At 60.9% G+C, this 21,838-nt stretch carries 19 protein-coding genes; 16 read left to right on the forward strand and 3 right to left on the reverse strand.

Annotated elements, in window-relative coordinates; translation table 11 throughout:
- Positions 1 to 2 precede the first annotated feature (2 nt).
- Positions 3 to 1,598, forward strand: a complete 1,596-nt coding sequence (locus tag ACIOWE_RS01350; protein ID WP_401386364.1) for an ABC transporter permease — start codon at positions 3 to 5, stop codon at positions 1,596 to 1,598.
- On the forward strand, positions 1,595 to 2,653 hold the full coding sequence (locus ACIOWE_RS01355) for an ABC transporter ATP-binding protein (protein ID WP_401386367.1): 1,059 nt from the start codon (positions 1,595 to 1,597) through the stop codon (positions 2,651 to 2,653). Before ACIOWE_RS01350 ends, ACIOWE_RS01355 begins: the two co-directional genes overlap by 4 nt.
- Here the strand turns inward: ACIOWE_RS01355 and xerC are convergent, their stop codons facing one another.
- Positions 2,654 to 3,544 (reverse strand): tyrosine recombinase XerC, encoded by an 891-nt coding sequence (gene xerC / locus ACIOWE_RS01360; RefSeq protein WP_401386488.1) that lies wholly within the window; start codon positions 3,542 to 3,544, stop codon positions 2,654 to 2,656. It lies immediately after the preceding gene.
- A gap of 434 nt (positions 3,545 to 3,978) precedes the next feature.
- Between xerC and arnB the strand changes: the two genes are divergently transcribed.
- The 14 genes from arnB to ACIOWE_RS01430 all read left to right on the forward strand — a co-directional run bounded on the left by arnB (position 3,979) and on the right by ACIOWE_RS01430 (position 19,628).
- Positions 3,979 to 5,127 carry a UDP-4-amino-4-deoxy-L-arabinose aminotransferase gene (gene arnB / locus ACIOWE_RS01365; RefSeq protein WP_401386370.1) on the forward strand — a complete coding sequence of 383 codons (1,149 nt, stop codon included), beginning with the start codon at positions 3,979 to 3,981 and terminating at the stop codon, positions 5,125 to 5,127.
- Positions 5,124 to 6,158, forward strand: a complete 1,035-nt coding sequence (gene arnC, locus ACIOWE_RS01370) for an undecaprenyl-phosphate 4-deoxy-4-formamido-L-arabinose transferase (RefSeq protein ID WP_201238181.1) — start codon at positions 5,124 to 5,126, stop codon at positions 6,156 to 6,158. Before arnB ends, arnC begins: the two co-directional genes overlap by 4 nt.
- A complete protein-coding gene (arnA, locus tag ACIOWE_RS01375) occupies positions 6,155 to 8,146 on the forward strand; it encodes a bifunctional UDP-4-amino-4-deoxy-L-arabinose formyltransferase/UDP-glucuronic acid oxidase ArnA (RefSeq protein ID WP_401386373.1) in 1,992 nt (663 codons plus the stop codon). The genes arnC and arnA overlap by 4 nt, the downstream gene beginning before the upstream one ends.
- Positions 8,146 to 9,030, forward strand: a complete 885-nt coding sequence (arnD, locus tag ACIOWE_RS01380) for a 4-deoxy-4-formamido-L-arabinose-phosphoundecaprenol deformylase (RefSeq protein WP_401386376.1) — start codon at positions 8,146 to 8,148, stop codon at positions 9,028 to 9,030. The genes arnA and arnD overlap by 1 nt, the downstream gene beginning before the upstream one ends.
- Positions 9,027 to 10,679 (forward strand): lipid IV(A) 4-amino-4-deoxy-L-arabinosyltransferase, encoded by a 1,653-nt coding sequence (gene arnT / locus ACIOWE_RS01385; RefSeq protein ID WP_401386378.1) that lies wholly within the window; start codon positions 9,027 to 9,029, stop codon positions 10,677 to 10,679. Before arnD ends, arnT begins: the two co-directional genes overlap by 4 nt.
- Complete coding sequence (gene arnE / locus ACIOWE_RS01390) at positions 10,676 to 11,020, forward strand: 4-amino-4-deoxy-L-arabinose-phosphoundecaprenol flippase subunit ArnE (RefSeq protein ID WP_201238185.1); 345 nt, start codon at positions 10,676 to 10,678, stop codon at positions 11,018 to 11,020. The genes arnT and arnE overlap by 4 nt, the downstream gene beginning before the upstream one ends.
- Positions 11,017 to 11,421: a 4-amino-4-deoxy-L-arabinose-phosphoundecaprenol flippase subunit ArnF gene (gene arnF / locus ACIOWE_RS01395; RefSeq protein ID WP_401386381.1), complete on the forward strand. Its 405-nt coding sequence runs from the start codon at positions 11,017 to 11,019 to the stop codon at positions 11,419 to 11,421. The genes arnE and arnF overlap by 4 nt, the downstream gene beginning before the upstream one ends.
- The gene (locus ACIOWE_RS01400; RefSeq protein ID WP_401386384.1) at positions 11,418 to 12,797 is read left to right on the forward strand and encodes a UDP-glucose dehydrogenase family protein; all 1,380 of its coding nucleotides are present in this window, start codon (positions 11,418 to 11,420) and stop codon (positions 12,795 to 12,797) included. Before arnF ends, ACIOWE_RS01400 begins: the two co-directional genes overlap by 4 nt.
- On the forward strand, positions 12,794 to 14,389 hold the full coding sequence (locus ACIOWE_RS01405; protein ID WP_401386491.1) for an ArnT family glycosyltransferase: 1,596 nt from the start codon (positions 12,794 to 12,796) through the stop codon (positions 14,387 to 14,389). Before ACIOWE_RS01400 ends, ACIOWE_RS01405 begins: the two co-directional genes overlap by 4 nt.
- A 36-nt stretch (positions 14,390 to 14,425) precedes the next feature.
- Positions 14,426 to 14,944, forward strand: a complete 519-nt coding sequence (locus ACIOWE_RS01410) for a GNAT family N-acetyltransferase (protein ID WP_401386387.1) — start codon at positions 14,426 to 14,428, stop codon at positions 14,942 to 14,944.
- Positions 14,945 to 15,067: 123 nt separating this feature from the next.
- The gene (locus tag ACIOWE_RS01415) at positions 15,068 to 16,246 is read left to right on the forward strand and encodes an MFS transporter (protein ID WP_401386390.1); all 1,179 of its coding nucleotides are present in this window, start codon (positions 15,068 to 15,070) and stop codon (positions 16,244 to 16,246) included.
- Positions 16,247 to 16,399: 153 nt separating this feature from the next.
- Positions 16,400 to 17,089 (forward strand): HPP family protein, encoded by a 690-nt coding sequence (locus ACIOWE_RS01420; RefSeq protein ID WP_401386393.1) that lies wholly within the window; start codon positions 16,400 to 16,402, stop codon positions 17,087 to 17,089.
- 277 nt (positions 17,090 to 17,366) lie between these two features.
- Positions 17,367 to 18,473, forward strand: coding sequence for an enoyl-CoA hydratase/isomerase family protein (locus tag ACIOWE_RS01425; RefSeq protein WP_401386396.1), 1,107 nt, complete (start codon positions 17,367 to 17,369; stop codon positions 18,471 to 18,473).
- Between the two features lie 3 nt (positions 18,474 to 18,476).
- Positions 18,477 to 19,628 (forward strand): acyl-CoA dehydrogenase family protein, encoded by a 1,152-nt coding sequence (locus tag ACIOWE_RS01430; protein WP_401386399.1) that lies wholly within the window; start codon positions 18,477 to 18,479, stop codon positions 19,626 to 19,628.
- A 197-nt stretch (positions 19,629 to 19,825) separates the two neighbouring features.
- Here ACIOWE_RS01430 and ACIOWE_RS01435 read toward each other — a convergent pair whose 3' ends face one another.
- Together ACIOWE_RS01435 and ACIOWE_RS01440 are read right to left on the reverse strand one after the other, a co-directional pair.
- Positions 19,826 to 20,599: an enoyl-CoA hydratase gene (locus ACIOWE_RS01435; protein WP_401386402.1), complete on the reverse strand. Its 774-nt coding sequence runs from the start codon at positions 20,597 to 20,599 to the stop codon at positions 19,826 to 19,828.
- A 16-nt stretch (positions 20,600 to 20,615) separates the two neighbouring features.
- Positions 20,616 to 21,743, reverse strand: a complete 1,128-nt coding sequence (locus tag ACIOWE_RS01440) for an acyl-CoA dehydrogenase (protein WP_401386405.1) — start codon at positions 21,741 to 21,743, stop codon at positions 20,616 to 20,618.
- Positions 21,744 to 21,838 lie beyond the last annotated feature (95 nt).

Below are 21,838 nucleotides of genomic sequence, written 5' to 3' on the forward strand. Positions count from 1 at the left end.
TGATGCCGGAAACCTTACCGGCGGAGGTGGCTGCGGCCTCCTCCGCCCACCGCCCATTGAAATCCCGCGCCCTTAACGGTCGCGGAGGTTCGTGGGTGGTCGCGTTGGCGATTGGCATTTCCTTGTTGTCACTGCTGCCGATCGTTTTTGTGATCGGCGTGTCGTGGACCACCGGTTGGGCGAGCATTCAGGCCTTGGTATTCCGCCCACGGGTGGCCGAACTGCTGATCAACACCGTGCTGCTGGTGTTGATCACCCTGCCGCTGTGCATTGTGCTTGGCACCACGCTGGCGTGGCTGACCGAGCGCACCAACCTGCCCGGACGGCGCCTGTGGTCGCTGCTCGCGGTGGCACCGCTGGCGGTGCCGGCGTTCGTGCACAGTTACGCGTGGGTCAGCCTGATTCCGTCGATTCATGGATTGCCCGCCGGCGTGCTGGTGTCGGTGATCGCTTATTTCCCGTTTCTTTATCTGCCGATCGCAGCGACTTTGCGTCGCCTCGATCCGGCGATTGAGGACGTTGCCGAATCCCTTGGCCTCAAGCCCTGGGCGGTGTTTTTTCGGGTGGTTTTGCCGCAATTGCGTCTGGCGATCTGTGGCGGTGCGTTGTTGGTCGGTCTGCACCTGCTGGCCGAATACGGCCTCTACGCGATGATCCGTTTCGACACCTTCACCACGGCGATTTTCGATCAGTTCAAGTCGACCTTTAACGGCCCGGCGGCGAACATGCTCGCCGGGGTGCTGGCCCTGTGTTGTCTGGCGATGCTCACCGTCGAATCCGCCGCCCGTGGCCAGGCGCGCTATGCGCGAGTCGGCTCAGGCAGTGCCCGCGAACAGCGCAGCATTCGCTTGAAGCGCAGCGCTGTGGTGTTCGGACTTATCCTGCAAAGCCTGACCTGCCTGCTCGCGCTCGGTGTGCCGTTGCTGACACTGGGCCGCTGGCTGATCGCTGGCGGTGCCGAGGTCTGGGAAAGTGGCGAGCTGTTGCCCGCCCTCCTGCAAACCCTGTCGTTCGGTGTCGCCGGTGCCTTGCTCACCAGTCTGGCGGCGATTCCGATTGCCTGGCTGTCGATTCGTGCGCCGGGAAAATTGCAGCGCTTGCTCGAAGGCTGCAACTACATCACCAGCTCGTTGCCGGGAATCGTTGTGGCACTGGCGCTGGTTACCGTGACCATCCATTTCGCCCGACCGATCTACCAGACCACCATCACGGTGTTGCTCGCTTACCTGCTGATGTTTTTGCCACGGGCGCTGGTCAGCCTGCGCGCCGGTTTCGCTCAGGCACCGGTTGAGCTGGAAAACATCGCCCAGAGCCTCGGCCGCTCGCCGTCGCGCGCTTTGTGGCTGATCACTCTGCGCCTCGCTGCGCCCGGTGCTGCCGCTGGTGCTGCGCTAGTGTTTCTGGCGATCACCAACGAGCTGACCGCCACGCTACTGCTCGCCCCCAACGGCACGCGGACCCTGGCCACCGGTTTCTGGGCCATGACCAGCGAAATCGATTACGCCGCTGCTGCGCCTTACGCGCTGCTGATGGTTGTGCTTTCGCTGCCGCTGACGGCCATTCTCTATCACCAATCCAGGCGCACCGCTGGCCGATGAACGCACTCGAACTGATTTCCCTGAGCAAATCCTTTGGCGCGCAGAAAGCGCTGGATGACATCTGTCTGTCCGTTGCGACTGGCAGCCGCACGGTCATCGTCGGCCCCTCCGGTTCCGGCAAAACCACGCTGTTGCGGATGATCGCCGGTTTCGAATTTCCCGATGCCGGCAGCCTCACCCTCAACGGCCAGACGCTGGTCGACAGCACGCACGCCGTGCCTGCCTACCAACGCCAGATCGGCTATGTGCCGCAGGATGGCGCGCTGTTTCCGCACATGACCGTCGCCGCCAACATCGGCTTTGGTCTGGCCCTGACCGGCGCGGCCAGGACCGAGCGCATCGCACAGCTGATGGACAGCGTGGCGCTTGACGCCAACATGGCCAACCGCTGGCCGCACGAGTTGTCCGGCGGTCAGCAACAGCGGGTGTCCCTGGCCCGGGCGCTGGCGCAGCAACCACGCTTGATGCTGCTCGACGAGCCGTTTTCCGCCCTCGATACCGGCCTGCGCAGCGCTATGCGCAAAATGGTCGCACGCCTGCTCGAAGAGGCCGGTGTCACCACGATTCTGGTCACCCACGATCAGGGCGAGGCGTTGTCGTTCGCCGATCAGTTGGCGGTCATGCGTGGCGGGCGACTGGTGCAATCGGGTCATCCGATGGACCTCTACCGCTACCCGGACGATGAGCAGACCGCGCATTTCCTCGGCGAAGCGGTGGTGATGCCGGCGCGGATCGAATCCGGTTGGGCGCATTGCGATCTCGGCCCGGTGCCGGTCAACAGCAATGGCTTCATCGGCAACGCGCAGATCATGCTGCGCCCGGAACAATTGCAGGTGGCCGACGGCGTCAACGACGCGCAGGCCTGCAACGCCGTGGTCACTGAACGCGATTTCGCCGGCAACACCTGCACGTTGACCGTCGAACTGCGCTCGCCAACCACTCTGGATTCGGGCCGTTCGCTACTGGTGCGCAGCTCCGGCATGCACGCGCCACCGGCCGGCAGCGCGGTGCAGTTGTCGATACTCGGCGCCGCCCATGTGTTTGCCGCGACCTGATCAGAGGTCGAAGCGATCCACCGCACGGCGCCGCTCGTTGTCGTCGCGCACGTCGTAGTTGGCGGTTGTCTGGATATTGCTGTGGTGCGCGAGTTTCTGCGCGATCGACAGATCGTGTTCCTCGATCACCCGAGTGATGAACGAGCGGCGGAAATCGTGGGGCATGATCTTCACCCCGACCTGCGTGCCACGCTGACGGGCGATGTAATAGATCGCGTGTTTGGTGATGCGCTCGCGGGTGATGTGGCTGCCACGGCGGATGCGGTTGAACAGAAAGGCATCGTCGCTCTCGCCTTCCTTGAGTTGCGAACGGCGAAATTCCAGCCAGGCATTGAGCTTGGCGAACGCCCAGGCCGGTGCGTACTTGATCAGTTGTTTATTGCCCTTGCCGGTGACGGTCAGGCTGCGTTCGCTGAAGTCGACCTGATTCAGATCCAGATCCACCGACTCCGACTTGCGCATGCCGGTGCCATACAGCAAGCCAATCACCGCCGCGTCACGCAGGCCCTGTGGGCGTGGATCGGCAGCGCACACCTCCATCAATTCGTGAATCAGCGTGCGCTTCAAGTTGCGCCCCTGGGACAGACGCGTGCCGGCAATGCCTTTGACCGAACGCATCTTCAATAAATGATCCTGAGTGATCAGGCTCATCCGCCACGCTTCATTCATCACGCCGCGCACGGCATTTACATAGAGCGAAGAAGTGTTCGGCGCGTAGTTGTCTTCGCGTAATGCAGCGACTAACGCAACAACATCGTCAGGCTGCAAGGCGTGCCACGGAATATCTTCGACATTCATGTCTTCGAAACCGAGGCGGTCGGCAGCGTCCTGCAAAACATAGCGCATGGTCAGTTGGCTGGAGGGTGCCAGACGCGCCAGATACACGGTCATCGGATTGCTCTGGCGGGGTTGCAACGGAACAGCGGGCAAGTCAATCAAACGTAAAGGCCTTGAGTAAAAACAATTCAATACACCAACTAACAACTGCAACATTCCCCGTATAAGAGGAATACTTTTGTAGGACTTTTCTACTAAAAATGACGATAAGCGGTAGAAGTCTGAACAGCGGCTGTATGAGTTTCATATAAACGATTCGCCGACCGCTTTTTCATGTTCCTTTCACAAAAACGGGCATAACCTTAATTCCAATAGAACCCGCGGCGGCGGTGCCCAAACTGCCGCGCAACGCCCGAAAAGTCAACCTGACCCCGACGGTAAGTCATTCCGGCAACTTATTGATGCAAAGGTAATTTTTGCGCCTACGCTGAGATTGGATCCTGTTTGTCGATCAAGTTTTCTTCTGATTTGTTTGTGATGAGGTGTTCATGAGTCAGGCGTTTCTCCCCTTCTCTCGTCCCAGTATCGGTGATGAAGAAATTGCTGCCGTAGAGCAAGTATTGCGTTCAGGCTGGATCACCACCGGGCCGAAAAACCAGGCACTCGAAGAACAATTTGCACAGTACGTTGGCTGCCGGCACGCCGTGGCCTTGTCTTCGGCCACCGGCGGCATGCACATCACCTTGCTGGCGTTGGGCATTGGCCCCGGTGACGAAGTCATCACGCCGTCGCAGACCTGGGTCTCGACCGCCAACATGATCTCGCTGATCGGCGCCACGCCGGTGTTCGTCGACGTCGACTGCGACACGCTGATGACCGACGCCGCCCGCATCGAAGCCGCCATCACCCCGCGCACCAAAGCGATCATTCCGGTGCATTACGCTGGCGCGGCATTCGATCTCGATCCGCTGTACGCACTGGCCGACAAACACGGCATTGCCGTGATCGAAGACGCTGCCCATGCCGCCGGCACCCGCTACAAGGGCCGCCATGTGGGCTCCCAAGGCACGGCGATTTTTTCCTTCCACGCGATCAAGAACATGACCTGCGCCGAAGGCGCGATGTTCGTCACCGACGACGAAGCGCTGGCCAGTCGCGTGCGCATGCTCAAATTTCATGGTCTGGGCGTTGATGCCTACGACCGCCTCACCGGTGGCCGCAAGCCGCAGGCGCAGGTCATGGAACCGGGTTTCAAATACAACCTGGCCGACATCAACGCGGCGATTGCTTTGGTGCAACTGGAGCGTCTGGACGCGATCAACGCCCGCCGCACCGAACTGGCTGCTGCCTACCGGCAAAAACTCGAAGGCCTGCCGGTGCAACCACTGGCCGTGCCTGCCTACGAACAAACCCACGCCTGGCACCTGTTCATCCTGCGCATCGACAGCGAGCGCTGCGGCATGGACCGCGAAGCCTTCATGAAAGGTTTGCAGGATCAGGGCATCGGCACCGGCATCCATTTCATTGCCACCCACCTGCACACCTGGTACCGCCAGCGCGACCCCGATCTGTATCTGCCCAACACCGAATGGAACTCGGCGCGGCTGTGCTCGATTCCGTTGTTCCCCGACATGACCGATCAAGACCTTGATCGTGTGGTCGGCGCCATCGCCACTCTTATGGACAAACGCCCGTGAAACCTTACCCAATCCGTTGTGTGTCGATCGTCATTCCGGTCTACAACGAACAGGACAGCCTGCCGGAACTGCTGCGTCGCACCGAAGCGGCGTGCCGGTTGCTGCGCCACGACTACGAAATCGTCCTCGTCGACGACGGCAGCCGTGACGAGTCCGCCAATCTGCTGGAAGAAGCCGCCAGCCGCGAAGACAGCCCTTTCGTCGCGGTGATCCTCAACCGCAACTACGGCCAGCACGCGGCGATCATGGCCGGGTTCGAGCAATGCAAGGGCGACGTGGTGATCACACTCGACGCCGACCTGCAGAACCCGCCGGAAGAAATCCCGCGTCTGGTCGCCGAGGCCGAAAAAGGCTACGACGTGGTCGGCACCGTGCGCGGCAATCGCCAGGATTCGGCGTTGCGCCGCTACCCGTCGAAACTGATCAACCTCGCCGTACAGCGCTCCACCGGCGTCGCCATGAGCGACTACGGCTGCATGCTCCGCGCTTACCGCCGCACGATCATCGACGCGATGCTCGCCTGCCGTGAACGCAGCACGTTCATCCCGATTCTGGCCAACAGCTTCGCCCGCCACACCACCGAAATCGTTGTCGCCCACGCCGAGCGTGAGCATGGCGATTCGAAGTACAGCCCGATGCGTCTGATCAACCTGATGTTCGACCTGATCACCTGCATGACCACCACGCCTTTGCGCTTGCTGAGCATCGTCGGTTTCACCATGGCCGGGCTCGGCGTGTTGTTTGCCGTCGCGTTGATCGTATTGCGTCTGGCCTTCGGTTCCGGCTGGGCCGGGGACGGCATGTTCGTGCTGTTCGCGGTGCTGTTCGTGTTTACCGGTGGCCAGTTCATCGGCATGGGCCTGCTCGGCGAATACCTGGGACGCATGTACAGCGACGTGCGCGCCCGCCCGCGTTTCTTCATTGAAAAGGTGCTGCGCAGCCACCCCGCTACGCCGGCGCCGGCCGTCACCGTTGATGGTCTGTCTTCTACTCCTTCTACAACTTCTACTACCGGTCAGGTTCTCTCATGAGTGCAAAAACTGTTGTCTTCGCTTACCACGATATTGGCTGCGCCGGCATTCAAGCCCTGCTCGACAGCGGCTACGACATCGCCGCGGTGTTCACTCACGCCGATGACCCGAAAGAGAACGCTTTCTACGCCTCGGTCGCGCAACTGTGTGCCACCAAGGGTATTCCGGTGCACGCGCCGGAAGACGCCAACCATCCGCTGTGGATCGAGCGCATCGCCAAGCTCGACCCGGATTACATTTTTTCCTTTTACTACCGCAACCTGCTGAGCGAGCCGCTGCTGGCCACGGCAAAAAAAGGTGCGTTCAACCTGCACGGCTCGTTGCTGCCGCGCTACCGTGGCCGCGCTCCGGCCAACTGGGTGCTGGTCAACGGCGAAACCGAAACCGGCGTGACCCTGCACCGCATGGTCAAACGTGCCGATGCCGGCGCCATCGTCGCTCAGCAACGCGTGGCCATCGAGCGCAGCGACACGGCGCTGAGCCTGCACGGCAAACTGCGTGTCGCCGCCAGCGATCTGTTGCGCGACACCCTGCCGTCGATGCTGCAAGGCAAAATCAGCGAAACCGCGCAGGACGAAAGCCAGGCCACGGTGTTCGGTCGTCGCACCGCCGCCGACGGCAAACTGGTCTGGGCGCAACCTGCCGAGCAACTGTTCAATCTGGTCCGCGCCGTCACTCAGCCGTACCCGGGCGCCTTCTGCGCCGTGGGCGAGCACAAGCTGATTGTCTGGAGCGCCGAAGTCGTCAAAGGCAACGAAGGCCAGGCCCCGGGCCGGGTGATCAGCGTCGATCCGCTGCGCATTGCCTGCGGTGAAGACTCGCTGGTGATTCTGTCGGGTCAGCGCAACGACAACGGCCTGTTCCTGAGCGGCCCGCAACTGGCCAACGAACTCGGTCTGGTCGACGGGTCGCTGCTGCGCGGCGCCGAATCCGGCCGTGGCCCGCGTCGCACTCGCGTGTTGATCCTCGGCGTCAACGGCTTCATCGGCAATCATCTGTCCGAGCGTCTGCTGCGTGATGATCGCTATGAAGTCTACGGTCTGGATATCGGCTCCGACGCCATCGAGCGTCTGCGCAGCCATCCGCGTTTCCACTTCGTCGAAGGCGACATCAGCATTCACTCCGAGTGGATCGAGTACCACATCAAGAAATGCGACGTGGTCCTGCCGCTGGTGGCCATCGCCACGCCGATCGAATACACGCGCAATCCGTTGCGGGTGTTCGAACTCGACTTCGAAGAAAACCTCAAACTGGTGCGCTACTGCGTCAAGTACAACAAGCGCGTGATCTTCCCGTCGACCTCGGAAGTCTATGGCATGTGCCAGGACAAGAACTTCGACGAAGACACCTCCAACCTGATCGTCGGGCCGATCAACAAGCAGCGCTGGATCTACTCGGTGTCCAAGCAACTGCTCGACCGAGTGATCTGGGCGTACGGTGCCAAGGGTCTGAATTTCACCCTGTTCCGTCCTTTCAACTGGATGGGCCCGCGCCTTGATCGTCTCGATTCGGCACGCATCGGCAGCTCCCGCGCAATCACCCAGCTGATCCTCAATCTGGTGGAAGGCACGCCGATTCGCCTGTTCGACGGCGGTGAGCAGAAACGCTGCTTCACCGACATCGCTGACGGCGTCGAGGCACTGGCGCGGATCATCGATAACGACAACGACGTCTGCAACGGCCAGATCATCAACATCGGCAACCCGGACAACGAAGCCAGCATTCGCCAGTTGGGTGAAGAGTTGCTGCGTCAGTTCGAAGCGCATCCGCTGCGCGACAACTTCCCGCCGTTCGCCGGTTTCCGCGACGTCGAAAGCAAGGCGTTCTATGGCGCTGGCTACCAGGACGTCGAGCACCGCAAACCAAGCATCGCCAACGCCAAGCGCCTGCTGGACTGGACGCCGACCGTGGAAATGCGCGAGACCATCGGCAATACGCTGGATTTCTTCCTGCGTGAAGCCATGCTCGAAATCGCGGACAAGCGTTAATGCAGGCCGGTCTACGCATCGATGTCGATACCTTTCGCGGCACCCGTGAAGGTGTGCCGCGTCTGCTGGAAATGCTCGACGAAGCGCAGATCAAGGCAACGTTCTTCTTCAGTGTCGGCCCCGACAACATGGGCCGGCATCTGTGGCGCCTGATCCGCCCGCAGTTCCTCTGGAAGATGCTTCGCTCCAACGCGGCCGGCCTGTATGGCTGGGACATTTTGCTGGCCGGTACCGCGTGGCCGGGCAAACCGATTGGCCGTGAACTCGGGCACCTGATGCGTCAGGCCCGCGACGCCGGTCATGAAGTCGGCCTGCACGCCTGGGATCACCATGGCTGGCAGGCCAATGCCGGGCGCTGGAGCAACCAGCAATTGATCGAGCAGATCCGTCAGGGTGTCGACACCTTGAGCGACATTCTTGGCGAAAAAGTCACCTGTTCGGCCGCTGCCGGCTGGCGTGCCGACGAGCGCGTGATCGAAGCGAAGCAGGCTTTCGGCTTTCGCTACAACAGCGATTGCCGAGGCACGCGGCTGTTCCGTCCGTTGCTGGCTGACGGCACACCGGGCACGCCGCAGATTCCGGTGGATCTGCCGACCTTCGATGAAGTCGTCGGGCCTATCGTTGCGGCGCGGGATTTCAACCGGTTCATCCTCGATCATTTTCTGCCGCGACAACTCAACGTTTACACCATACATGCCGAAGTAGAAGGGATTCTGATGGCTGAGGACTTTCGTCAACTGCTGGCCGATGCACGCCAGCGCAACATCGACTTCACCCCGTTGGGCGACTTGTTGCCCGAGTTCTTCAACACCTTGCCCGTGGGTCGCGTTCAGCGCGGCGCCCTCGACGGCCGCGAAGGCTGGCTGGGAGTGCAAGGCGCATGACTAAACGCTGGACACTGCCGCTGTTGCTGTTGGCGATCTGTCTGCTGGCTTATCTGCTGCCGCTGAGCAGCCATGGCTTGTGGATTCCCGACGAGACCCGCTATGCGCAAATCAGCCAGGACATGCTGCTGAGCGGCAACTGGGTGTCGCCGCATTTCATGAGCCTGCGCTATTTCGAGAAGCCGATTGCCGGTTACTGGATGATCGCGCTGGGTCAGGAACTGTTCGGGCAGAACCTGTTTGGCGTGCGCTTCGCTTCGGCGTTGAGCACCGGTTTAAGCGTGTTGCTCTGCTACCTGATCGCCCGGCGCCTGTGGAACGACCCGCGCAAAAGCTTCGTCTGCGCCCTGCTCTACGTGAGTTTCACCGTGGTGGCCGGCCAGTCGGGCTACGCCAACCTCGATCCGCAATTCACTTTCTGGGTCAACCTGAGTCTGGTGGCGCTGTGGTTTGCCGTCGACAGTCAAACCAGCGGCAAACGCATGGCTGCGTGGGCGGTGCTGGGGCTGGCCTGCGGCATGGGCTTCATGACCAAGGGCTTTCTCGCCTGGGTGTTGCCGGTGCTGATCGCCTTGCCGTGGATGCTCTGGCAAAAGCGCTGGCGTGAATTGCTCTTGTACGGCCCGGTGGCAATTGCCGTGGCGATCATTGTCAGCCTGCCGTGGGTGGTGGCGGTGCACGCGCAGGAACCGGACTACTGGCGGTTCTTCTTCTGGCACGAGCACATCCGCCGCTTTGCCGGTGACGACGCCCAGCACGATGCGCCGTGGTGGTTTTACCTGCCGCTGCTGGTCGCATTCAGTCTGCCGTGGGTGGGGCTGCTGCCGACGGCTTTCAGGCAGGCATGGCAAAACCGTGCCCAGCCGAAAGTGGTGTTCCTGTTGCTGTGGCTGCTGATGCCGCTGGCGTTCTTCAGCCTGAGCAACGGCAAACTGCCGACCTACATCCTGCCGTGCCTGTTGCCGATGGCGTTGCTGCTGGGCAATGCGCTGGCCGATCGCCTGCGACTGGAGCAAGGTCGGGCGTTGGGCATCAATGGTTTGCTGAATCTGGTGCTCGGTGTCGTGGTGTTGATTGCGCTGGTGTATGTGCAGCTGACACGGCCGATCTACGACCACGAACTGCACAGTCTGGTGCTGGTGTTCATCGCGCTGATCGGCTGGATCATCGCCAACCTGTTGCAAGCCTTTCTGCCCTTGCAGTGCTGGGCGGCGCCGGCCTTCGGCAGTCTGTTGCTGATTGCGCTGTTGCCGGCGGCATTGCCCAAATCGGTCATCGCCAACAAAACGCCCGATCAGTTCATCAAGCATCACGTCACTGAACTGGCACAGGCCGATCATCTGTTGAGCAACGATCTGGGCGCCGCATCGGCCCTGGCCTGGCGGCTGAAACGCCCGCAAGTGGCGTTGTACAACACGATAGGCGAATTGAAATATGGCCTTGCCTATCCTGACGGCATCCAACAACGGGTCGATCCCGAACAGGTTCAACAGTGGATGCGCGAGGCGCGCCGCAGCGGTTCGGTCGGCGTGGTGATGCGCGTCAAGGGGCAAGACGAACTGGACGAAATCGACAGACTGCCAAAGGACGGCGTCCGTTATGAGCAGGGCAACCTGGTGATCATGATTCTTCCCAAGGAGGCGTCATGAGCCTGTTGCTGCTTTTGGTCGCCTGCCTGCTGACTTGCCTCGGTCAGGTCGCGCAGAAATACGCCGTGGAGAGCTGGCGCGGTGTCGAGTCGTCCTGGGCCGACAAACTGCGCTCGCCGTGGTTGTGGCTGGCGCTGCTTGCACTGGGCTCGGGCCTGCTGGTCTGGCTGCTGGTGCTGCAGCGTCTGGAAGTTGGCATCGCTTACCCGATGCTCAGCCTCAATTTCGTCTTGATCACCCTGATCGCCCGTTTCGTGTTCCGCGAGCCCATCGACCGCCAGCATTGGCTCGGCGTGGCGCTGGTGATCGGCGGCGTGGTTTTGCTGGGGCAGCAATCATGAATCCGTTTCGTGGAATCTCCTTCGCCATGGGCAGCGTGCTGCTGGTCAGCGCTGCGCAACTGGGCATGCGCTGGAGCATGACGCGCCTGCCGGCGCCGGAACACTGGCTGACCTTCGACAGTCTCGACCTGCGAGCGCTGGCGGTGGTCGTCGCGGCGATCTTCGCCTACGCGCTATCGATGCTCTGTTGGCTCGCCGCCCTGCGCGATCTGCCGCTGGGCCGCGCCTATTCGCTGCTGAGCATCAGCTATGCGCTGGTTTATCTGTTGGCGGCCAGTCTGCCGCTGTTCAACGAATCCTTCAGTTTCACTAAATCACTGGGCGTGGCGTTGGTCATGCTCGGAGTCATCACCATCAACACTCGTCCGGCTCGTGCGCCCGAATTCAGGAGTGCTCCATGAAAATCACAGTATTTGGTAGCGGATATGTCGGTCTGGTGCAGGCCGCAGTACTGGCCGAGGTCGGCCATGACGTCGTGTGCATGGACGTCGATCAGAAAAAGGTCGACTTGTTGCGTCAGGGCCACGTCAGCATCTTCGAACCGGGGCTGGCCAGCCTGGTGCGTGAAGGTCTGGATTCGAAACGCCTGCAATTCACCACCGATGAAAAACTCGCGGTGCAGCACGGTCGGGTCGCATTTATCGCCGTGGGTACGCCGTCGCGTGAAGACGGTTCCGCGGACCTGCGTTACGTGCTGTCGGTGGGCGACGCGATTGCCCGCCATCGTGAGCAACCGCTGATTCTGGTGGAGAAATCCACGGTGCCGGTGGGCACCGGCGACACCCTGCGCACGCACATCGAAAAGGCTCTGATCAAGGTCGGTCGCCTGCTGCAATTCGATATCGTCTCCAACCCGGAATTTCTCAAGGAAGGCTCGGCTGTCGCTGACTGCCGCCGTCCGGATCGCATCGTCATCGGCTGCGAAGGCGATGAGGTGCGCGATGTCATGCGCGACCTGTATTCGCCGTTCAACCGCAACCATGACCGCATCATGTTCATGGACCTGCGCAGCGCCGAGCTGACCAAGTACGCCGCCAACTGCATGCTGGCGACCAAAATCAGCTTCATCAACCAGATCGCCGAACTGGCCGAACACCTCGGTGCCGACATTGAATCGGTGCGTCAGGGCATCGGTGCCGACACGCGCATTGGTTATCACTTCATCTACCCGGGCTGCGGTTATGGCGGTTCGTGCTTCCCCAAAGACATGCGCGCCTTGATCCACAGCGCCGAAGAAGCCCACTGCTCCAGCGACTTGCTGCAAGCGGTCGAGGCGATCAACCAGCGGCAAAAGCACAAACTGTTCGAACGTATCAACGCGTTCTACAAGGGCGATTTGCGCGGCAAGACCTTTGCCCTGTGGGGCCTGGCGTTCAAACCGAACACCGACGACATGCGCGATGCACCGAGCCGCGTGTTGCTGGAGGAACTGTGGGCCGCCGGCGCCAGCGTGCGCGCGTTCGACCCGGAAGCCATGCAGGAAACCCAGAACCTCTACCCGGACGAATCGAAACTGATGCTGATGGGCACCCCGGAATCGGTATTGCCGGGCGCCGACGCGTTGATCATCTGCACTGAGTGGCAGCAGTTCAAGGCACCTGACTTCGACTTGATCAAGCAGCGCCTCAACACCCCGGTGATTTTCGACGGGCGCAACCTGTACGACGCCGAGCGTCTGGCGCGCAACGGCTTCCACTACTTCCCGATGGGCCGTGGTGAATCGCGCAAATTGCCGATCCCGCTGCAACAGTGGCCACACGCGTCCGACGTCGCTTGATTACGCTGACGCCTGCCGTTCGCCGGCAGTCCCTGATCGCAGGGCTGCTGGCGTTTTTATTGTTTATCGCCGGGGTCTACGGGCAGGCCCCTATCGGATTCGATTCGCGCTTTGTGCTGTTCGCGCAGGAAATGCTGCGTCACGGGCCGACGGTATTCCCCACCACTTACGGTCAGCCGTATGCCGATTATTCGGCAGTTTCGACGTTGTTTGTCTGGTTGCTGTCGCTGCCGTTCGGCACGGTCAACGCCTTCACGGCCTGGGCGCCGAGCGCTGTCGCCGGGGCCGTGATGGTGACGTTGATGTATCGGCTGCTGACGCCGTATTCGCGGCGCTGGGCGTTGCTCAGTATTGCCTTGCTGATGCTCACCGGTACGTTCGTCACTGAAGTGCGCGCGGTGTCCCAAGATTTGATGCTCGCCGCTGTGGCGTTTGCCGTGTTCTATCTCGGTTATGCCCACGATCATTTCAGTGGTGGACGACGCTGGCCGCTGATCTTTGTGTTGCTGCTGCTCGGTTTCGGCATTCGCGGGCCAATCGGTCTGGTGGTGCCGACCGGGATGCTGTGCAGTTATTACCTGCTCAATCGACAGTGGTCGCGATTGCTGGTGTTTGGCGGTTTGGCGTCGGTATTGCTGGTGGCGTGCGTCGGGCTGTTGTTGTGGCTGGCGCAGATCAGTGGTGGGCCGGTGTTCATGCAGGACGTGATTCGCATGCAGTTCATGGGACGCATGGATGGCAGCGAAGGCGTCAGCGGTTCGTTGTATTACTTCACCAGTTCACTCGGCAACTATGCGCTGGCCTATCCGCTGGCCCTACTGGCGTTGGCTTGCGCGTGGCTGAGCAAACCGCAGCAGCGCGGACCGGCCTTGCGTCTGGTGCAATATTGCGCGGCCGCGGGATTGATCGTGATGGTCGGGCTGTCGATCCCGCAGGCGAAGAAGGCGCGTTATCTGCTGCCGATGTTGCCGATGGCGGCGATCATTGCGGCGTATCCGTTTCAGGTGGCGCACGGGCGCGTGTTCGTCTGGTTGCGCGGCGTGATTCAAGGGCTGTGGCTGCTGACGCCGGGGTTGCTGTTGGTGGTGTTGCTGGTTGCGCAGCGACGCTTTCCTGAAACGCTGAATGGGCTGACGCCGGTGTTGATCGTGCTCGGCGTGCTGCAAGTGTTGGCGTTGTCGCGATTGTGGCGACCGCGCTGGCGTGCCGAGGTCATGGCGTTCAGCGCAGTGCTGGCGCTGTGGGCGGTGTATGCAATGGTGTTCGAACCGGTTGAACGGCAGATGTACGACACCCGCACCTTCAGCCGTGAAGCGTTTGCTCAGGTTCAACAAAACCCGGCGCCGCTGGTGCTGCACGGCATGGGCAAAGATGCCAAGGCGATCAAGTTCATGGTCAACCTCGAACAGGATCTGCAACCACAGTTCAGCGAAACCGTGCAGGACCTGGAAGCGCTCAAAGGCCCGGCGTGGCTGATGATGGATCGCAACGACTTCAAGGCGCTCGCGGGTACACCGCTGCAAACCCTGGAACCGGTGGTGAGTGGGCGTTTCGATAAAAACGACTATGTTCTGCTGTGGCTGAAACCGTAATCTGTCGGCCTTGTGCATGACAGGATTTTTCACCACATGACTTACATCGTCCGCCGCGCCAGCCCTGCTGACGCGGCCGCCCTTCCCGCTATCGAACGCTCGGCCGCCGAACTGTTTCGTCGCGACCCTGCCCTCGCCTGGCTCGCCGACGCTGAAGTGCCTGGCGTTGAGCAGCATGTGCAAGCCATCGAGGAGATGTGCGTTTGGGTGGTGGAAAGTGCCGGCCAGCCATTGGCCGGGTTTCTTCGGGCGCTGGAAATCGACAATCAATTGCACATTGAAGAGCTATCGGTGAGTCAGGATTTTCAAGGACAAGGCATGGGGCGTGCGCTGGTGTTGGCGGTAATTGAACAGGCGCGCCGAATGCAATTGCAGGCCGTGACCCTGACCACTTTCCGCGACCTGCCATGGAATGCGCCGTTCTATCAGCGCCTCGGGTTCGCCGTGCTCACCCGCCAGGACACGCCGCCACATCTGCTGAGCGCCCTGCAAAGCGAAATCGCCCACGGCTTCCCCGGCGAACGACGCTGCGCAATGCGCCTGCCCCTCCCCTGAAATCCACCACAGCTCCTACAGGGACGCATCCACATGTCGGGTGTGTCAGGTTGACCGCCGGGCGAGAGCCGGGGAGGATGACGGCGCGCCCCTCGTATTTGAAATAAGGACGTTGACCTCTTCGTGGCCACCTACTCGCGCTTCATTCGCCGACTGATGATCAGCTCGCTGACCGTCGTTGTCAGCCGTGCCCTGATCAGTCCGCTGCTGACCCTGTTTCTCAGCAACAAACTCGGCCTCAACCCGCAGGACGTCGGCCTGCTGCTGGGCATCGCGGTGTTCAGTGCAACGCTGTTGTCGCTGTACGGCGGCTACATCATCGACAAGCTGGACAAGCGCCAATTGCTGATCGTGACGATGCTCTCCAGCGGCATCGGCCTGATCCTGCTGACCTTCGCGCAAAACCTGTATCTGGTCACGCTGGTGCTGATCGTCAGCGAAACCGCTTCGGCGCTGTTCCTGATCTGCTCCAAGGCGATCCTCAGTGAAAACCTGCCGGTCGGCCAGCGGGTCAAGGCGTTCTCGCTGAATTACACGCTGACCAATATCGGTTACGCGGTTGGACCGATGATCGGCGTGGTGATTGCCGGCATCCAGCCCTCCGCGCCCTTCATCGTTGCGGGCGCGATTGCCATTGGCAGCATTTTTCTGCTGCTCGGCGCCGGCAGAGAGGCCAGCCCGATCTCGCCGGTCAACCAGCCACAAAGCTTTTTGAATACGCTGATCATCCTCAAGAACGACCGCACGATGATCCTGTTTACCCTCGGTTGTCTGCTCAGCACGTTGGTCCACGGGCGCTTCACGTTGTACCTCTCGCAATATCTGCTGGTGACCCACACCCAGCAACAGATGCTGGACACCATGGCTGCCCTGCTCGCCTGCAACGCGATCACGGTGATCCTGTTGCAATACCAGGTCGGTCGCTTACTCAAACGCGAACATCTGCGCCACTGGATTGCCGGTGGCACCGCGTTGTTCATCGTCGGGCTGATCGGTTTCAGCCTGGCTGACAGCCTTGTTGGCTGGTGCGTGGCGATGTTCATCTTCACCCTGGGCGAGATGATCATTTACCCGGCAGACTTTCTTTTCGTCGACACGCTGGCCCCGGAGGAACTGCGCGGCAGCTACTACGGCGCGCAGAACCTGGCGGCACTCGGCGGTGCGGCGAGTCCGGTGATGTGCGGGTTTCTGCTGATGCACACGCCGGCGCCGAGCATGTTCTATGCGCTCAGTGCACTGGCGGCGTTGGGTGGTTATCTGTGTTTCGTCAGCGGGCGGCGTGTCGCTTCAATTCAAAAATAGTGCACTGAAACTGCATTAATATGAATTTGTCAGCATCGTGATTGATCGGCACACTGTGCACGTTCCTCCCCCAATGTTGGAACACTTCGAGGGCTTTCCGGATTGCCGGACAGTCCTTTTTTTTGCCCGGATTTTTTACAGGAACGGATCTACATGCTCGCTCGCTGGTTGCCCGCCGCCATCAACACCCGCCCCACCGAATGGAGCCGTGCCGCCATTGGCATGGCGCTGGGCACGCTGTTCAGCGTTTGGTTGTGCGCGCAGGTGTTCGGTCATGAGGTGGCTTATCACCTGATCGGTCCGTTGGGTGCTTCGGCGGTGTTGCTGTTCGCCGTGTCGTCCGGTGCGCTGGCCCAGCCGTGGTCGATTCTCGGCGGTTACTTGTGTGCCGGGGTTGTCGCGTTGCTGGTGGCCCAAGTGCTCGGCCGCACTTTGGGCAGCGCTTGCCTGGCGGCGGGCATGGCGCTGATTCTGATGTGCTGGCTGCGTTGCCTGCATCCACCGGCCGGGGCTTTGGCGTTGACGTTGGTTTTGGCAGATCCGGCGACGGTCGCCATGGACTGGACAGCGATGGGACCGGTGATGCTCGGCGCTGCGTGCATGCTGCTCAGCGCCTTGACCTACAACAATCTGACTCGCATTCGTTATCCGAAACGCCCTGCCGATCCCGTTCCAGCGGTGGCACCGGTCGACAGTCAGGCGATCACCGCTGAAGACCTGAAACTCGCACTGGCGGACATGGAGGCCTTCATCGACATCACCCCTGAGGATCTTGAGCAATTGATCCACGCCAGCGGAATGCACGCCAAGCGCCGCAGCATCGGCGAAGTCTTCACTCAATAACTTGCCCGTACCTCTTGTGGCGAGGGAGCTTGCTCCCGCTGGGGCGCTAAGCGGCCCCCGGCATTTTTCCAGACAAATCGCACAACCCGGTTTACGACTGCTACGCAGCCGAGCGGGAGCAAGCTCCCTCGCCACAAAGGCGATTTGTATCTAAGGTAAAAACGCAGACAGCCCCTGCACATATCCCCGTTGTACATGGCAAATTTGCACTGTTACGATCGACTAACGCTCGCGCGCGAGCTTCTCGAATAAAGACAATAAAAGCAGGGAGTTAGTGATGACTGCTCAGGCTTCATCCCCGCGGACTGTGTCCATGGATGCCACGCAAAACGAAGTGCTGGCCGAGGTTCGCAACCACATCGGTCACCTCACCCTCAACCGCCCCGCCGGTCTCAACGCCATTACCCTCGACATGGTGCGCCTGCTGCAACAGCAGCTCGACGCCTGGGCGAGCGATGCCAATGTGCAGGCCGTCGTGCTGCGCGGTGCCGGTGAAAAAGCTTTCTGCGCCGGTGGCGACATTCGTTCCCTGTACGACAGTTTCAAAAGCGGCGACACGCTGCACGAAGATTTCTTCATCGAGGAATACGCCCTCGACCTGACGATTCATCATTACCGCAAACCGGTGCTGGCGTTGATGGACGGTTTTGTCCTCGGCGGCGGCATGGGCCTGGTGCAAGGCGCAGATCTGCGCGTAGTCACCGAGAAGAGCCGACTGGCGATGCCGGAAGTGGCCATCGGTTATTTCCCGGATGTTGGTGGCAGCTATTTCCTGCCGCGCATTCCCGGCGAGTTGGGCATTTATCTGGGGGTCAGCGGCGTGCAGATTCGTGCGGCCGATGCGTTGTATTGCGGCCTCGCCGACTGGTATCTGGACAGCAGCAAACTGGCGCTGCTCGACGAAAAACTCGATCAGATGGAATGGCAGGACACGCCGCTCAAGGCTCTGCAAAATCTGCTGGCCAAACACGCCGTGCAAACCTTGCCCGATGCGCCACTGGAAGCCTTGCGCCCGGCCATCGACCACTTCTTCGCCCTGCCGGATGTACCGAGCATGGTTGAGCAACTGCGCGCCGTCACTGTTGCTGATAGCCATGAATGGGCGACCACCACGGCTGATCTGCTGGAAACCCGTTCGCCGCTGGCCATGGCCGTGACCCTGGAAATGCTCCGTCGCGGCCGTCACCTGAGCCTGGAACACTGCTTCGCCCTGGAGCTGCATCTGGATCGCCAGTGGTTCGAACGCGGCGATCTGATCGAAGGCGTGCGCGCCCTGCTGATCGACAAAGACAAGACACCTCGCTGGAACCCGCCGACCCTCGCCGCGCTGGACGCTGCGCAGGTCGCGAGTTTCTTTCACGGTTTTGATGAGAGCGGGAGCTGAGCCATGCACGATCTCGAACTGACTGAAGAACAAGTGATGATCCGCGACATGGCCCGGGATTTTGCCCGTGGCGAAATCGCGCCCCACGCACAGGCCTGGGAAAAGGCTGGCTGGATCGATGACGCGCTCGTCGCGAAGATGGGCGAACTGGGCCTGCTCGGCATGGTCGTGCCGGAAGAATGGGGCGGTACTTACGTCGACTACGTGGCGTATGCCTTGGCGGTCGAAGAGATTTCTGCCGGCGACGGCGCGACCGGCGCGTTCATGAGCATTCACAACTCGGTCGGTTGCGGCCCGGTGCTCAACTACGGCAGCGAAGAACAGAAACAGACCTGGCTGGCGGATCTGGCCAGCGGGCAAACCATCGGTTGCTTCTGCCTGACTGAACCACAGGCCGGTTCCGAAGCGCACAACCTGCGCACCCGCGCCGAATTGCGTGACGGCCAGTGGGTGATAAACGGCGCCAAGCAATTTGTCAGCAACGGCAAACGGGCGAAACTGGCGATCGTGTTTGCGGTGACTGATCCGGATCTCGGCAAGAAAGGCATTTCGGCGTTTCTGGTACCGACCGATACCGCCGGTTTCATTGTTGATCGCACAGAACACAAGATGGGCATCCGCGCCTCTGACACCTGCGCGGTGACGCTGAACAACTGCAGCATTCCCGAGGCCAATCTGCTCGGTGAGCGCGGCAAGGGTCTGGCGATTGCCCTGTCCAACCTTGAAGGCGGCCGCATCGGCATCGCCGCACAAGCGTTGGGCATCGCCCGTGCGGCGTTCGAAGCGGCGCTGGTTTATTCGCGTGATCGTATCCAGTTCGGCAAACCGATCAACGAACACCAGAGCATCGCCAATTTGCTGGCCGACATGCACATGCAACTGAACGCGGCGCGCTTGATGATTCTGCACGCGGCGCGGCTGCGCACGGCGGGCAAACCGTGTCTGTCAGAGGCTTCGCAAGCCAAACTGTTTGCTTCGGAAATGGCCGAGAAGGTTTGCTCGTCGGCGATTCAGATTCATGGCGGGTATGGGTATCTGGAGGATTATCCGGTCGAGAAGTACTACCGCGATGCGCGGATTACGCAGATTTATGAAGGGTCGAGCGAGATACAGCGGATGGTGATTGCGCGGGAGCTGAAGAACTATCAGCTCTAAAAGCAAAAGATCGCAGCCTGCGGCAGCTCCTACAGGGAGTGTGGTGTAGGAGCTGCCGCAGGCTGCGATCTTTTGATTTTTAAAGCATCGCTGGCAAGCCAGCTCCCACAGGGTTTTCGGTCGATCACAAATGTTTTGTACACCGAAGATATTGTGGGAGCTGGCTTGCCAGCGATGGCGTCAGCAAGACTGCTACATCACTTACCCTGAAACTCAGGCGTGCGCTTGGCCACAAACGCTGCCATCCCTTCTTTCTGATCCTGCGTGGCAAACGCCGCATGGAACACCCGGCGCTCGAAGCGCACGCCTTCAGTCAGATTGACCTCGAACGCACGATTCACGCTTTCCTTGATCATCATCGCAATCGGCAGCGACTTGCCGGCAATCACTGCCGCCACCTTCAGCGCTTCCTCCAGCAATTCATCGCTCGGCACGATCCGCGCAACGATGCCGCAACGCTCGGCTTCCACCGCATCGATCATGCGCCCGCTCAGGCACATTTCCATGGCTTTGGCCTTGCCGACTGCACGGGTCAGGCGCTGGGTGCCGCCCATGCCTGGCAGCACGCCGAGGTTGATTTCCGGCTGACCGAATTTAGCGTTGTCGCCGGCCAGAATGAAGTCGCACATCAACGCCAGTTCACAGCCGCCACCCAGGGCAAAGCCGTTGACCGCAGCAATGATCGGCTTGCGCCGGTTGGCCACGCGGTCGCTGTCGCTGAACAGATCGTCCATGTAGATCTGCGGGTAGGTCAGCTCGGCCATTTCCTTGATGTCAGCCCCGGCGGCGAAGGCTTTTTTCGAACCGGTGAGCACAATGCAACCGATATTCGCATCGGCTTCCAGGCCATCGAGGGCGTGGTTCACTTCGCTGACCAGTTGCGCATTCAGGGCATTCAGCGCCTGCGGGCGATTCAGGGTGATCAGGCCAACGCGGCCGTGGGATTCCAGCAGAATGGTTTCGTAAGTCATGAATTCAGATTCCTTCTCAAAGATTGCGCGAGATGACCATGCGCTGAATATCGCTGGTGCCTTCGTAGATCTGGCAGACGCGCACGTCGCGGTAGATGCGTTCCAGCGGGAAGTCGTTGAGGTAACCGTAACCGCCGAGGGTTTGCAACGCCATCGAACAGACCTTCTCGGCCATTTCCGAAGCGAACAGCTTGGCCATCGATGCCTCGACCAACGCCGGCTGGCCGCTGTCACGCAACGCGGCGGCGTAATGCACCATTTGCCGGGCGACAGCGATTTGCGTGGCCATGTCGGCGAGGCGGAACGCCACGGCTTGATGCTCGATGATCGGCTTGCCAAACGTGTCGCGTTCACGGGCGTAATCACGCGCCGCTTCAAACGCGGCGCGGGCCATGCCCACCGATTGCGAGGCGATGCCGACGCGGCCACCTTCAAGGTTGGCCAGGGCGATTTTGTAGCCTTCGCCCTCCTCACCCAAACGGTTGGCGACCGGGACTTTGACGTCTTCAAAGAGGATCTGGCAGGTGTCCGAGGCGTGCTGGCCGAGCTTGTCTTCGACGCGAGCGACTTTGTAGCCCGGCGAATCGGTCGGCACGATAAACGCAGTGATGCCGCGCTTGCCGGCACTCGGATCGGTCACCGCAAATACGATGACGATCCCTGCGTTCTGCCCGGAAGTGATGAACTGTTTGCAGCCATTCAGCACGTAGTGATCGCCTTCAAGGCGGGCTCGGGTTTTCAGGCTGCTGGCATCGGAACCGGCCTGCGGTTCGGTCAGGGCAAACGCGCCGAGCATCGCGCCACTGGCCAGCGGCTTGAGGAAGCGCTCGCGTTGGTCGTCGTTGCCGAACTTGAGGATCGGTACACAACCCACCGAGTTGTGCACGCTCATGATCGTCGAGCAGGCGCCGTCGCCGGCAGCGATTTCTTCCAGGGCCATGGCGTACGCCAGGTAGCCGGTGTCACAACCGCCCCACTGCTCCGGCACGAGCATGCCGAAAAAGCCCAGCTCGGCCATCTCGCTGATGGCCTCCTTGGGGAAACGGTGTTCACGATCCCACTCGGCGGCGAACGGCTTGAGGCGTTCCTCGGCAAACTGCCGGGCCATGTCGCGGATCTGTTGTTGGTCGTCATTGGGAATCATGGCAAATCCTTAAAATCCGGTGACAACACTAAACCCTGTGGGAGCTGGCTTGCCAGCGATGGGGCCGTGTCAGTGAACATATTGACTGGCTGACC

Origin of the sequence: Pseudomonas sp. NPDC087598, assembly GCF_044743525.1 — a bacterium.
In the GTDB taxonomy this organism is placed as follows: domain Bacteria; phylum Pseudomonadota; class Gammaproteobacteria; order Pseudomonadales; family Pseudomonadaceae; genus Aquipseudomonas.

Coding starts and splice junctions, on each gene's coding strand:
- ACIOWE_RS01350 (WP_401386364.1), top strand. CDS start 3: ATGCCGGAAACCTTACCGGCGGAGGTGGCTGCGGCCTCCTCCGCCCAC.
- ACIOWE_RS01355 (WP_401386367.1), top strand. CDS start 1,595: ATGAACGCACTCGAACTGATTTCCCTGAGCAAATCCTTTGGCGCGCAG.
- xerC (WP_401386488.1), bottom strand. CDS start 3,544: ATGACCGTGTATCTGGCGCGTCTGGCACCCTCCAGCCAACTGACCATG.
- arnB (WP_401386370.1), top strand. CDS start 3,979: ATGAGTCAGGCGTTTCTCCCCTTCTCTCGTCCCAGTATCGGTGATGAA.
- arnA (WP_401386373.1), top strand. CDS start 6,155: ATGAGTGCAAAAACTGTTGTCTTCGCTTACCACGATATTGGCTGCGCC.
- arnD (WP_401386376.1), top strand. CDS start 8,146: ATGCAGGCCGGTCTACGCATCGATGTCGATACCTTTCGCGGCACCCGT.
- arnT (WP_401386378.1), top strand. CDS start 9,027: ATGACTAAACGCTGGACACTGCCGCTGTTGCTGTTGGCGATCTGTCTG.
- arnE (WP_201238185.1), top strand. CDS start 10,676: ATGAGCCTGTTGCTGCTTTTGGTCGCCTGCCTGCTGACTTGCCTCGGT.
- arnF (WP_401386381.1), top strand. CDS start 11,017: ATGAATCCGTTTCGTGGAATCTCCTTCGCCATGGGCAGCGTGCTGCTG.
- ACIOWE_RS01400 (WP_401386384.1), top strand. CDS start 11,418: ATGAAAATCACAGTATTTGGTAGCGGATATGTCGGTCTGGTGCAGGCC.
- ACIOWE_RS01410 (WP_401386387.1), top strand. CDS start 14,426: ATGACTTACATCGTCCGCCGCGCCAGCCCTGCTGACGCGGCCGCCCTT.
- ACIOWE_RS01420 (WP_401386393.1), top strand. CDS start 16,400: ATGCTCGCTCGCTGGTTGCCCGCCGCCATCAACACCCGCCCCACCGAA.
- ACIOWE_RS01425 (WP_401386396.1), top strand. CDS start 17,367: ATGACTGCTCAGGCTTCATCCCCGCGGACTGTGTCCATGGATGCCACG.
- ACIOWE_RS01430 (WP_401386399.1), top strand. CDS start 18,477: ATGCACGATCTCGAACTGACTGAAGAACAAGTGATGATCCGCGACATG.
- ACIOWE_RS01435 (WP_401386402.1), bottom strand. CDS start 20,599: ATGACTTACGAAACCATTCTGCTGGAATCCCACGGCCGCGTTGGCCTG.
- ACIOWE_RS01440 (WP_401386405.1), bottom strand. CDS start 21,743: ATGATTCCCAATGACGACCAACAACAGATCCGCGACATGGCCCGGCAG.